The sequence below is a fragment of the Micromonospora trifolii genome, from assembly GCF_022229005.1.
In the GTDB taxonomy this organism is placed as follows: Bacteria; Actinomycetota; Actinomycetes; order Mycobacteriales; family Micromonosporaceae; genus Micromonospora; species Micromonospora trifolii.
The window spans coordinates 338,475-350,814 of record NZ_JAKKFD010000002.1; the positions used below are offsets into that span (position 1 = coordinate 338,475).

10 protein-coding genes are annotated in these 12,340 nt (G+C 71.6%); 9 read left to right on the top strand and 1 reads right to left on the bottom strand.

Annotation, left to right across the window (positions count from 1 at the left end; all coding sequences use genetic code 11):
• Window positions 1-165: 165 nt before the first annotated feature.
• Window positions 166-2,217, top strand: a complete 2,052-nt coding sequence (locus NIE79_RS02565; RefSeq protein WP_372471397.1) for a serine/threonine protein kinase — start codon at window positions 166-168, stop codon at window positions 2,215-2,217.
• 65 nt (window positions 2,218-2,282) lie between these two features.
• Here the strand turns inward: NIE79_RS02565 and NIE79_RS02575 are convergent, their stop codons facing one another.
• Complete coding sequence (locus NIE79_RS02575) at window positions 2,283-4,544, bottom strand: catalase (protein ID WP_308193121.1); 2,262 nt, start codon at window positions 4,542-4,544, stop codon at window positions 2,283-2,285.
• 184 nt (window positions 4,545-4,728) lie between these two features.
• On the opposite strand from NIE79_RS02575, the gene NIE79_RS02580 reads away from it, so the two are divergent.
• The 8 genes from NIE79_RS02580 (at window position 4,729) to NIE79_RS02615 (ending at window position 12,281) form a co-directional block, all read left to right on the top strand.
• Window positions 4,729-5,628 (top strand): alpha/beta hydrolase family protein, encoded by a 900-nt coding sequence (locus NIE79_RS02580; RefSeq protein WP_238676985.1) that lies wholly within the window; start codon window positions 4,729-4,731, stop codon window positions 5,626-5,628.
• Between the two features lie 136 nt (window positions 5,629-5,764).
• Window positions 5,765-6,553 (top strand): ABC transporter ATP-binding protein, encoded by a 789-nt coding sequence (locus NIE79_RS02585; protein ID WP_238676986.1) that lies wholly within the window; start codon window positions 5,765-5,767, stop codon window positions 6,551-6,553.
• Window positions 6,550-7,272 carry an ABC transporter ATP-binding protein gene (locus NIE79_RS02590; RefSeq protein WP_238676987.1) on the top strand — a complete coding sequence of 241 codons (723 nt, stop codon included), beginning with the start codon at window positions 6,550-6,552 and terminating at the stop codon, window positions 7,270-7,272. Before NIE79_RS02585 ends, NIE79_RS02590 begins: the two co-directional genes overlap by 4 nt.
• 33 nt (window positions 7,273-7,305) lie before the next feature.
• Window positions 7,306-8,184 (top strand): branched-chain amino acid ABC transporter permease, encoded by an 879-nt coding sequence (locus NIE79_RS02595; protein WP_091399163.1) that lies wholly within the window; start codon window positions 7,306-7,308, stop codon window positions 8,182-8,184.
• Window positions 8,181-9,293: a branched-chain amino acid ABC transporter permease gene (locus tag NIE79_RS02600; protein WP_238676988.1), complete on the top strand. Its 1,113-nt coding sequence runs from the start codon at window positions 8,181-8,183 to the stop codon at window positions 9,291-9,293. The genes NIE79_RS02595 and NIE79_RS02600 overlap by 4 nt, the downstream gene beginning before the upstream one ends.
• An 85-nt stretch (window positions 9,294-9,378) precedes the next feature.
• Window positions 9,379-10,665, top strand: a complete 1,287-nt coding sequence (locus NIE79_RS02605; RefSeq protein ID WP_238676989.1) for an ABC transporter substrate-binding protein — start codon at window positions 9,379-9,381, stop codon at window positions 10,663-10,665.
• A 142-nt stretch (window positions 10,666-10,807) separates the two neighbouring features.
• The gene (locus NIE79_RS02610; protein ID WP_238676990.1) at window positions 10,808-11,575 is read left to right on the top strand and encodes an SDR family oxidoreductase; all 768 of its coding nucleotides are present in this window, start codon (window positions 10,808-10,810) and stop codon (window positions 11,573-11,575) included.
• A gap of 94 nt (window positions 11,576-11,669) precedes the next feature.
• Window positions 11,670-12,281, top strand: a complete 612-nt coding sequence (locus tag NIE79_RS02615; RefSeq protein ID WP_238676991.1) for a TetR/AcrR family transcriptional regulator — start codon at window positions 11,670-11,672, stop codon at window positions 12,279-12,281.
• Window positions 12,282-12,340: the final 59 nt, after the last annotated feature.

A 12,340-nucleotide genomic window follows, 5' to 3' on the forward strand; every position in this document is an offset into this window, starting at 1 on the left:
GGGCGCCATTGTGAACAAGAAGCCAATTCCGGATGGCTCAACGGTGCGCCCGCACCGGCCTCGGCTCCACAAACGACCTTTCCGGCGGGGATGAGCCGGATCACACACGGTGGTTCGCTTCGACTGCCGGAAATTGTCCGGCGACGTGCCAGGTAGCCTCTCCGGGTGTCGCAGATGTTACCGCTTCTTGTTACCGATCGGTATGACGTCGCCGAGCTCATCGGCCAGGGCGGAATGGGTCGAGTGTGGAAAGCCCGCGACCGAATGCTGCAACGCGACGTCGCCATCAAGGAAATCGTTCCGCCTCCCGGCCTGACCATTGAGGCGCGCCAGGAATTGCGGGTCCGGTCGCTGCGAGAGGCCCGGGCAATCGCACAACTCGACCATGTCAACGTCGTCCGGGTCTTCGATGTGCTGTTGAGTGCCGACGGCGACCCGCAGATCGTGATGGAGTACGTGCCGTCCCGTTCGCTGCACGACACCATCACCACCGACGGCCCCGTTCCGCCGGTGCGGGCGGCCGAGATCGGGCTGGCCGTGCTCGGCGCGCTTCGCGCTGCCCACCGCGCCGGGATCATGCACCGCGACGTCAAGCCGGCAAACATCCTCGTCGGCGCGGACGGCCGGATCGTGCTCACCGACTTCGGCCTGGCCACCGCCGTCGAGGACGTGAACCTGACCCTCAGCGGTGTGGTCCTCGGCTCGCCCGCGTACGTCTCTCCCGAGCGGGCCATGCGGGGCACCGTGGGTCCGGAGGGGGATTTCTGGTCTCTCGGCGCGACCCTGTACGCCGCCGTCGAGGGCCAGTCGCCGTACGCCCGGCCGTCGAGTCTGATGAGCCTCACCGCGCTGGTCACCGAGCCACCGCCCGCAGCGCGACGGGCGGGACCGCTCGCGCCGGTGCTGGCCGGTCTGCTGCGCAAGGACCCGGCCGAGCGGATGGACGCCGACGCGGCCGAGCAGTTGCTCCGGGCGGCGCTGGACGGCGCACCGCGGCCGCCCATCGCGGTGACGTGGCGCACGGCGCCCGTCGCGCCCGCACCGGCGGCGATCACGTCCCGTCCGGTCGGCGCGCCCGACGTACCCCCGTCGTCGGACGCGGTGACGGCGGACGGCGGGCGTCCGGGGCCGGCCCGACGACGGCGGACCTGGCTTGTCGGTGGCCTCGCGGCTCTGGTCGCGCTCGGCCTGGCGGTCGGGGTTCCGCTGGCCACCCGCCGTGCGTCGCGGCCGGCCGGGGGAGGGGCCGAACTGGTGGACGCCGCCGTGCCGGGCGCGCCGTCGACGCCCGGTGCCGCACCGACGACCGCTGCGCTCCGGCCGATCTCGTGGTCGGTCTACCGGGACAGCAGCGGCTTCTCCGTGCCGGCTCCGCGCGACTGGCGGATCGTCCGACGCGGCCAGCAGGTCGAACTCCACGAGCCGGGCGGCGAACGGATGCTGGTCGTCAGCCCGACCGACTCGCCGCGCAGCGACCCGTTGGCCGAACTGGGCGGCCCGACCGTGACCGAGCGGTACCGCGACTACCGCCGGGTCGAGCTGCTCGCCGTCAACTACCAGCTCAAGGCCGCCGACCTGGAGTGGGTCTACACCAGCGACGCGGGTACCGCTATGCACGGGCGCCAGCGCGCCTTCACGACTGGTAAGCGTCAGGGTTACCGCATCGCCTGGTTGACACCCGAGTCCGCCTGGGCGGTGGCCGGGGCGGACGCGTTCCGGGAGATCACCACGGGCTTCCGGCCGGCGTCGACGGCGGGCGGGGTGACCCCGTCCGCCACGCCGGACCGTCGAGTGTCGCCGACGCCGAGCGTGCCCCCGGCGCGCGCAGGCAGCCGGCTCGTCGGGGTGGCGAGCAACCGGTGCCTGGACGTCAGCGCGCCGAACTCGCCCGACCCGGTCCGGCTCGGAATCTGGGACTGCCGGGACGACCGCGCCTCCCACCAGCTCTGGGCGATGCGGTCGGACGGGAGCGTGCAGTTGGGTGGGCGTTGCCTGGACGTGCTCGGCGCGTCCAGTGAGGCCGGGGCGGCGATCCAGCTCACCACCTGCAACACGACCCCGGCGCAACAGTTCACCCTGAACGAGGCCCGGCAGCTCGTCAACGCCCACAGCGGACTGTGCCTGGGCACTGTCGGCCGGAGCACCGCGAACGGCGCGATGATCGAGCAGCGGAGCTGTAGCGCCGGCACGAGCCATCTTCAGTGGACCCGGCGTTAGCGCCTGGACACCGACGAGGGCCGCCCTCCCGGTGGTGCGGAGGACGACCCTCGTCGATGGTTGGGTCAGGCGACCGCGGCGGGGAACCGTTCCCACACCCGGTGCGCGGCCATCAACTGCTGCACCGCGGTCAGCGCCTCGGCGCCCGAGCCCGCCGCCACGACGCCCGGGGTGCCGGCGACGCCGGTCTGCTCCAGCACCGTGACCCCGGCGCCCCAGGCGCCGATCGCCTTGGCGTGCCGCCAGCACTCCTCGACGAGCAGCAGCACGCGGGGATCCACCGTGGCCGGGGCCGGACTGCCCGCCTTGGCGTCGCGGGCGGGCAGGGCATCCGGTGCGGGTGCCGGCGCTCCGGCCAGCAGGACCGCGTCGAACTCGACCGACCGGCCGGTGGCGAAGGTGCGCTGCACCGGCAGGTCGCCCACCATGCCGCCGTGCGGGGCGATCAGCAGCGGCACCATGCCGGCGTCGAACACGGCCCGGCGGACCTCGTCGACGCCGTCCAGGTCGCCCTCGGGGTCGACCACGATTCCGACGATGCGGCCGTCACTCGGCCACTCCCGACCGACCTGGGACAGCGCCGGGCTGGGCGTGACGTCGGGGAGCGGCACTGTCGGCTGCGGCACGGGCAGGCCGAGGCCGGTCGCGACCTGCTCGCACAGCACCGGGTCGATGTTGGCGAGGCTCTGCAGCTGACGCTCCTTGATCGCCTGGTGGTAGCACTTGCCCAACTCGAAGGTGTACGCCCGGATGATGTGTTGCTTCTCGACCGGCGACATGCTCAGCCAGAACAGGCGGACCTGGCTGTAGTGGTCGTCGAACGAGGCCGGGTTCGCGCGGACCTTCGGTGCCTGCGCGACAGTGACCGGCACGTCGACGAAGGCGCGCTCGGCATCCCCGGCGGGGAACGGGTTGCCACCGTCGAGCGAGTTCGGCCGGTACGGTGCGACGCCCGCGTGCACGGCGTGCTGGTGGAAGCCGTCGCGCAGCATGTCGTTCACGGCGGCGTGCGGGCGGTTGATCGGGATCTGCGTGAAGTTCGGCCCGCCCAGCCGGGTGAGCTGCGTGTCGACGTACGAGAAGAGCCGGCCCTGCAACAGCGGGTCGTTCGTGACGTCGATGCCCGGGGGCAGGTGACCGAGGTGGAAGGCGACCTGTTCGGTCTCGGCGAAGAAGTTCGTCGGCGTCCGGTTGAGCACCAGCCTCCCGACCGGCTGCACCTCGGCCAACTCCTCCGGCACGATCTTCGTCGGGTCGAGCAGGTCGATGCCGGCGAAGGTCTCCTCGGGCGTGTCCGGAAAGACCTGGATGCCCAGCTCCCACTCGGGGTAAGCGCCGGCCTCGATCGCGTCGTAGAGGTCGCGGCGGTGGAAGTCCGGGTCGATGCCGCCGATCAGCTGCGCCTCCTCCCAGGTCAGCGAGTGCACACCCAGCTTCGGCTTCCAGTGGAACTTGGCCAGCACCGTCTCCCCGGCCTCGTTGACGAGGCGGAAGGTGTGCACGCCGAAGCCCTCCATCGTCCGGTACGAACGCGGAATGCCCCGGTCGGACATGTTCCAGATGGTGTGGTGCTGCGCCTCGGTGTGCAGCGACACGAAGTCCCAGAAGGTGTCGTGGGCGCTCTGCGCCTGCGGGATCTCCCGGTCGGGGTGCGGCTTGCCGGCGTGGATGATGTCCGGGAACTTGATCGCGTCCTGGATGAAGAAGACCGGGATGTTGTTGCCGACCAGGTCGAAGGTGCCCTCGTCGGTGTAGAACTTCGTGGCGAAGCCACGGGTGTCGCGGACCGTGTCGGCCGAACCCCGCGAACCGAGGACCGTGGAGAACCTGACGAAGACGTCGGTCTCGCGCCCCTTCTTGAGGAAGCCGGCCCTGGTGACCGCCTCGGCGGTGCCGTACGCGGTGAACACACCGTGCGCGCCGGCGCCCCGGGCGTGCACCACGCGCTCCGGAATGCGTTCGTGGTCGAAGTGCGTGATCTTCTCGCGTAGGTGGTGGTCCTGCAGGAGCACCGGGCCGCGCGGGCCGGCCTTGAGCGAGTGGTCGGTGTCGCGCAGCCGCGCCCCGTTCGCGGTCGTGAGGTAGGCCCCCTGCTGACCGTTCGCGGTCGTCGGCGCGCCGGTCTCCGCGCCGGTCGGCGTGCGCGTCTGCGGCGCACCCTGTTCCGGCTTCGGCGGCAGCGGGTCGTGCGGCGTCGTCGGCTCCTCGAGCGGCGGTGGCGCGCTCCCCGGCGCACCGGGGACATCCGGGGTGAGGGCGTCGGCGATCTTTCCTGAGGCGGTCTTCACGGCGTTCTTGACCGCCTCGGCGGGCTTGCTGGAATCCACTGAATGAACCTCTCCATGGCGCGTGTGCGGGCCGGCGCCTGCCCTGCTACCCCAGGTCAGAGGGTCGAAACACGACTCATCTCGGCATCCTGCGCCGGGACTGGTGATTTCGCCGATGCCGGGATCGGCCGAGCAGCCAAAACTGACACACGTCGATATCCCTCGACTTTAGGGAGTGCCCGACGTGTCCTCACCAACCACCACCCGTCCCCGTTCCGTCGCAGCCCGTGCCACCCGTCTCGCGCTGGCCGCCGTCCTGGCCGCCGGCGGCGTCGTGGCCGGATCCTCCGGTGCCGCCCAGGCCGCCGGCCCGTACGAGCGGGGCCCCGCCCCGACCACCTCGATCCTGGAGGCCAGCCGCGGCCCGTTCGCGACGTCCTCGCAGAGCGTGTCCTCGCTGAGCGTCACCGGCTTCGGCGGCGGCGTCATCTACTACCCGACCAGCACCAGCGAGGGCACCTTCGGCGCCATCGCCATCTCGCCCGGTTACACCGCCGCCTGGTCCAGCATCAGCTGGCTCGGACCGCGGATCGCCTCGCACGGCTTCGTGGTGATCGGCATCGAGACCAACAGTCGGCTGGACCAGCCGGACAGCCGGGGTCGGCAGTTGCTGGCCGCGCTGGACTACCTCACCCAGCGCAGCTCGGTGCGCACTCGGATCGACAGCAGTCGACTCGCGGTGGCCGGCCACTCCATGGGTGGTGGGGGCAGCCTGGAGGCGGCCTCGTCGCGACCCTCGTTGCAGGCAGCGGTGCCGCTGGCGCCGTGGAACACGGACAAGAGCTGGTCCGAGCTGCGGGTGCCCACGCTGATCATCGGCGGCGAGAGCGACACCGTCGCGCCGGTCGGGTCGCACTCGGTGCCCTTCTACAACAGCATCCCGGCCTCCGCCGAGAAGGCGTACCTGGAGCTGAACGGGGCGAGCCACTTCTTCCCGCAGACCACCAACACGCCGACCGCGCGGCAGATGGTGGCCTGGTTGAAGCGGTTCGTCGACGACGACACCCGCTACGAGCAGTTCCTCTGCCCCGGCCCGAGCGGCTCGCAGATCGAGGAGTATCGCAACACCTGCCCGAGCGCCTGACGGCGGTCACGGGGCGGTCGCCGCTGGCGACCGCCCCGTCCGCCTGCGTGCAGGGGGATTGAAGGTCTTGACGCCAAACCCGAGAAACGTACACTGCGAGTGTAAATAAACACCCGCCACGACAGAGGGATGGGTGATGGAGCGCGGCCTCGAACTGCACCACATCGGCGTCCGTTTCGGCGGCCTCACCGCCCTCGACGACGTGTCCCTGCGGGTGCCACCCAACCGGGTGGTGGGCGTCATCGGGCCCAACGGCGCCGGCAAGACCACGCTGTTCAACGTGATCTGCGGCTTCGTCGCACCGGAGACGGGTTCGCTCACCCTCGACGGCCGGCCGCTGCGGCCACGGCCGCACCGGCTGACCCGGCTCGGCATCGCCCGGACCTTGCAGGGCACCGGGCTCTTCGCCGGGCTCAGCGTCCTGGAGAACGTGATGACCGGCGCCTCGCACACCGCCCGTGCCGGCTTCGTCCCGGCGCTGCTCGGTCTGCCGGCCAGCGACCGCGACGAGCGTCGGCTCCGCGGGGACGCGTTGGCCATCCTCGACGAGCTGGGCATCGCCGAGCACGCCGAGGCCGCGCCGACCACCCTGCCCTTCGCCGTACGCCAGCGGGTCGCCCTGGCCCGCGCGCTCGCCGCCCGGCCCCGGCTGCTCCTGCTCGACGAGCCGGCCGGTGGCCTCGGCGCGGACGACATCGCCGAGCTGGCGGAGCTGGTCCGGCAACTGCCCCGGCGGGACACCGACCCCTGTGCCGTGCTCCTGGTCGAGCACCACATGGACCTGGTGATGGCCGTCTGCGACGAACTCGTGGTGCTCGACTTCGGCCGGGTCATCGCCGCCGGCACCCCTGACGAGATCCGCGACGACCCCGCGGTCACCGACGCGTACCTCGGTGCCACCGTCGAGGAAGAGGTCTCCCCATGACCACGACCGACCTGCTCGTCGTGCGGGGGCTGGTCGCCGGTTACGGCGCCGCGCCCGTGTTGCGGGCGATCGACCTCACCGTCCCGGCCGGCACCATCGCCGCTGTCGTCGGCGCCAACGGCGCCGGCAAGACCACTCTCCTGCGCGCGCTCTCCGGCATGATCCGCCCGGCCTCCGGCCAGGTCCTGCTGGCCGGGGAAGACCTTCGCGGTACGCCGGTGGAGCAGCTCGTCCGACGCGGCATGGCGCACGTCCCGGAGGGCCGGGGCGTGATCAGCGAGCTGACCGTCGACGAGAACCTGCGGCTGGGCGGGTTGTGGCGGCGCGACCGGGCCGACGCGGGGCGGGCCCTCGACGAGGTCTACCAGCTCTTCGAGCCACTGGCCCGACGCCGCCGACACCTCGGTCACCAGCTCTCCGGCGGTGAGCGGCAGATGCTCGCGCTCGGTCGGGCCCTGGTCGGCCGACCCCGTCTGCTGCTGTTGGACGAGCCGTCGCTCGGCCTGGCGCCACGGGTGGTCGCCCGGACCATGGCCCTGCTCCGCCAACTGCGTGACCGCACCGGCCTGACCGTCCTGCTGGTCGAGCAGAACGTGCGTAGCGCGCTCGCCGTCGCCGACCAGGGCGTCGTGATGTCCCTCGGTCGGGTGGTGATCGCCGCCCCGGCGGCGCAGCTGCGCGACGACGTCGACCTGCGCCACGCGTACCTCGGTTTCTGACCACCACCACCTCGTCCCCCGGAGGGAGAACTGTTGGACCGCTTCGTCTTCCTCACCGTCGACGGCCTGTCCCGGGGCGCTGTGTACGCCGCGTTCGCACTGGCCCTGGTGCTCATCTGGCGGGCGGCGCGGGTCGTCAACTTCGCCCAGGGGGCGATGGCCGTCGCCGCCGCGTACGTCGCCTACACCGTCAGCACCGCTACCGGTTCCTACTGGCTGGGCTTCGTTGTCGCGATCGTTGCCGGTCTGCTGCTCGGTGCGCTGGTGGACCGGGTGGTGATGCGACACGTCGATCACGCCTCACCGCTCAACCCGGTGATCGTCGCGCTCGGGCTGGTGCTGCTGATCCAGGCCGTCCTCGGCATGGTGTACGGCAGTGAGTTCCGTCCCGCCGAGGCCCCGTTCAGCAGGTCCGCCCTCACCGTGGGCGGGGTCGCCGTGCTGTCCCCGTACGACCTGTTCGTCTTCGCCACGATCGGCGTGGTGGTCAGCGGCCTGGCCTGGATGTTCGCGCGTACCCCGGTGGGGTTGCGGATGCGCGCGGCGGCCTTCGCTCCGGAGGTCTCCCGGCTGCTCGGGGTCAACGTCGGTGGGATGCTGACCCTCGGCTGGGCGCTCGCCTCCGGGGTGGGCGCGCTGGCCGCCATGCTGGTCCTGCCGACCGAGTTGGGCCTGCACCCGCACGCGATGGACCTGGTGTTCGTCTCGGCGTTCACCGCGGCGGTGGTCGGCGGGCTGGACAGCCCACCGGGGGCTGTGGTCGGTGGTCTGGTGGTGGGCTTACTGCTCTCCTACGTGAGCGGCTACGCCGGCAGTGACCTCACCCCGCTCGCGGTGCTGGTCCTGCTGCTGGCGGTGCTGCTGGTCCGGCCCGGTGGGCTGTTCGCCCCGGTCGCGGCGAGGCGGGTGTGAGCGCCACGAGGGCGGCAGTGCCGCCGAAACAGCAGCTCGACGACCCGGGCGGCCGACCTGTCGACCGACGACGCGGCTCCACACTGCTGCGCCACCTCGCTGTGGTGCTGGCGGCCGGGTTGCTGCTGGTGGCGGTCAGCTACGCCGTCGAGCCGTTCCGCAACTTCCAGCTCGCCACGGTGGCCGCCTACCTCTGCGCGACCGCCGGGCTGACCGTCCTCACCGGGCTCAACGGTCAACTGTCGCTCGGTCACGGCGCGCTGATGGCCACCGGGGCGTACACAGTGGCGCTGTGCCAGACCGCGTTCGCCGACCGGGGAATGACCGGCGGCTGGCTGTTGCCGCTGTCGCTGGGTGCGGCGATCGTCAGCACTGTCGCGGTGGGCGCGGTGGTCGGTGTGGCCGCGGCCCGGCTGCGCGGCCCCTATCTGGCCGGGGTAACCCTCGCGGTGGCCGTGGTGGTGCCGGCGCTGGCGGTCACCTTCGACGGTGTGTTCAACGGCGAGCAGGGGCTGTCGGTGCCGGTGGAGCCGCCGCCGTTGTCGCTCGGTGCGTACTTCCCGTACGAGCGGTGGCAGCTCTGGGTCACCGGCGCGGCCACCCTGCTCGCGCTGCTGCTGTTGGCGAACCTGATCCGCAGCCGGTACGGGCGTACCTTCCGGGCGGTCCGCGACGACGAGGTGGCGGCCCGCCTCGCCGGCATCCACGTGGCCCGCACCCAGGTCCTCGCGTTCGTGGTCAGCGCGGCCACCGCCGGGCTCGGCGGCGCGCTGCTGGCGGTGCTCGCGCAGAGCGTCTCACCCGGGGCGTTCTCGCTGACCCTGTCGCTGTTCCTGCTGATGGCCGTGGTGATCGGCGGCCTGGGTCGACTGACCGGCGCGTTGTGGGGGGCCGTCCTGCTGGTCGCCCTGCCCGATCTGACCCACTCGGTCACCGAGATGCTCACGCTCTCGCCCGCTGTGGCACAGCGGCTGGAGGGCAACCTCCCCCTGGCGATCTTCGGTCTCACCCTGATCGTCGTCATGATCGCCGCCCCCGGCGGTGTGCAGGGTCTGCTGTCGCGTCTCGGCCGGGCGTTGCTGGCCAGGCGGCCGATCCGGCGTTCCTGAGCTGTCCTCGGTCCGGCCTCGGCCGGGCGCCCCACCACCACACCGTTCCCACAGACAACCGGACCGAGAAAGGTCGGTGTTTCCCATGCACCGTAAAGCGCATCGCGGCCTCGCGATCGCCAGCACCCTTGCCCTGCTCATCACCGCAGCCGGCTGTAGCGGCGACGACGGCCCCGGCTCCGGCGGGGCGTCGGTGCCGGGTGTCACCGCCAGCGAGATCGTCGTCGGCACCCACATGCCGCTGACCGGTCCGGCCTCGGCCGGCTACTCGAAGATCGCCCCGGCGACGAAGGCGTACTTCGACTACGTCAACGCCAACGGCGGAGTGCACGGCCGCAAGATCACCTACAAGATCATGGACGACGGCTACAACCCGGCTAACACCCAGCAGGTGGTCCGTCAGCTCGTCCTGCAGGACAAGGTCTTCGCCGTCCTCAATGGTCTGGGCACGCCGACGCACACCGGTGTGCTCGACTTCCTCAAGAGCAACCGGGTGCCAGACCTCTTCGTCGCCTCCGGCAGCCGCAGCTGGGACCAGCCGGACAAGTATCCGGGCACGTTCGGGTTCAACCCGGACTACACGGTCGAGGGCAAGATCCTCGCCAACTACGCGAAGACGAATCTGGCCGGGCAGAAGGTCTGCTTCCTCGGTCAGGACGACGACTTCGGCCGGGACAGCCTGGCCGGCGTGGAGAAGGTGCTCGGCCCCGGCGCCGTGGCGGTCAAGCAGACGTACGTCACCAGCAACACCAATGTGGCGCCGCAGATCGGCGCGTTCAAGGCGGCTGGTTGCCAGGTCGTCGTGCTCGCCACAGTGCCGGGCTTCACCGCGCTCTCCGTCGGCACGGCGGCACGGCTGGGCTTCAAGCCGCAGTGGCTGGTCTCCAACGTCGGCGCCGACCACCCGACCCTGGCCAAGCAGCTCGGCGCCGCCGCGCCGCTGCTGGAGGGCATGGTCGGCACCAACTACCTGCCGATGCAGAACGACACCGCGAACCCGTGGATCCAGCTCTTCATGAAGGTCAACAAGGAGCACAACGGGGACGCGCCGTTCGACGGCAACACCGTCTACGGCATGTCGGTCGGCTATCTCTTCGTGCAGACGCTGCTCGCCGCCGGCAAGGACCTCACCCGGGAGAAGGTGCTGGAGGCCGTGCAGAAGGGTGGCTTCCAGGGCCCCGGGCTGGTGCCGCTGCGCTTCTCCGCCAAGGATCACTCCGGGTACGGCGGCCAGCGGTTGAGCCGGGTGAGCGGGGGAGTGCAGACCTACTTCGGGCCGGCGTACGAGACGGACGAGGCGGACGGGGCGGTCAACGAGTACGCGGCGACCCCGGCCGCGCCGCCGGCGAACGGGGTGCCGACAGTCTCCTGAGCCCCCAGCCTGACGTCCGACCGGACGTGGTTTCTCCTGACCACGCCCGGTCGGACTGCTGCGCGCGTGCTGCCCGAGCGGCCCGCCGACCGATTGTCGGAGGCGTTGACCGATACCGATCGACGCTCCTACTATCTGCACCGTGAATGCATATTCGGGCCGACTCGTGGGCCGGGTCGCCATCGTTACCGGCGCCAGTCGGGGGATCGGGCTGGCCATCGCCCAACGCCTCGTCGCCGAAGGCGCGCGGGTGGGTCTGACCGCCCGCCGCCCGGAAGGGCTGGCCGAGGCGGTCGCCACTCTCGGCGGTCCGACACACGCGGTGGCGGTGCCGGGCCGGGCCGACGATCCCGAGCACCGGGCCGCCGCGGTGCACCAGGTGGGCGCGGCGTTCGGGCCGGTGGACCTGCTGGTGAACAACACCGGCATCAACCCGGTGCACGGCCCGCTGGTCGAGCTGGATCTGGCCGCCGCCCGCAAGATCCTCGACGTGAACGTGGTCGCCGCGCTGGGCTGGGTGCAGGAGGTCTGCGCCACCGGCATGAGCGAGCGCGGCGGCTGCGTCGTCAACGTCTCGTCGATCGCCGGGCTCGCCCCGTCGCCCGGCATCGCCTGCTACGGGGTCAGCAAGGCCGCGCTCAACCACCTCACCGCCAGCCTCGCCGTGGAGCTGGGGCCGACGGTGCGGGTCAACGCGGTCGCTCCCGGCGTGGTGAAGACCCGCTTCGCCGCCGCCCTCTACGACGGGCGGGAGGCCGAGGTCGCCGCGAGATATCCGCTCGGGCGCCTCGGTCTGCCGTCGGACGTGGCGGGCGCGGTCGCCTTCCTGGCCTCCGACGACGCCAGTTGGATCACCGGGCAGACCATCGTCTGCGACGGCGGCGTCTCGCTGACCGGCCAGGCCGGATGACGACGTCGGCGGAGCGTCCGGAGCTGCTGATCAACGGCTGTCTAGACTCGGCGGTGCGTCGGGGGACGCCGTGGCGGTGAGGGGGCGAGGGCGGATGGACGGGGTCGATGTGGCGGGCCGGGTCGACGGGCGCACCGCCCGCGCCGAGCGGACCCGCGCGGCCATCGTCGAGGCGCACCTCGCGCTCATCTCCGAGGGCGACCTGCGCCCGACCGGCGAACGCATCGCCGAACGGGCCGGCATCTCGCTGCGCACCCTCTGGACCAACTTCAAGGACATGGAGACGCTCTTCGAGGCCAGCGGCGCGGAGGTGCTCCGCCAGCAGGACGCCGCCTACCGGCCGATCTCACCCGGGCTGCCGTTGACGAAGCGGGTCGACGCGTACTGCCGGCAGCGGGCTCGGCTGCTCCAGCTCATCGCGCCGTCGGCGCGGGCCGCCCAGATGCGTGAGCCGGTCTCCGAACAGCTGCACCGCAACCGTCTCAAGCACATCGAACGGGTCCGCGACGAGGTCGAGGCGCTCTTCGCCGTCGAGCTGGCCGAGGCCGGGCCGGGGCGGGAGCAGTTGCTCAACGCCCTGGTGGCGGCGAGCACGTGGCAGGCCTGGTCGATGTTGCGCTACGGGCTCAGTCTGGGCGTGGACCAGGCCCGCGCGGTGATGTCGCGGACCGTGGGCGCTCTGCTGGCCGAGGTCGCGCCCGACTGATTCCGGCCCGGCCCGATATCGCCCCCTCTTTCCATTCGGTTTCCGATGGGTAACACTGG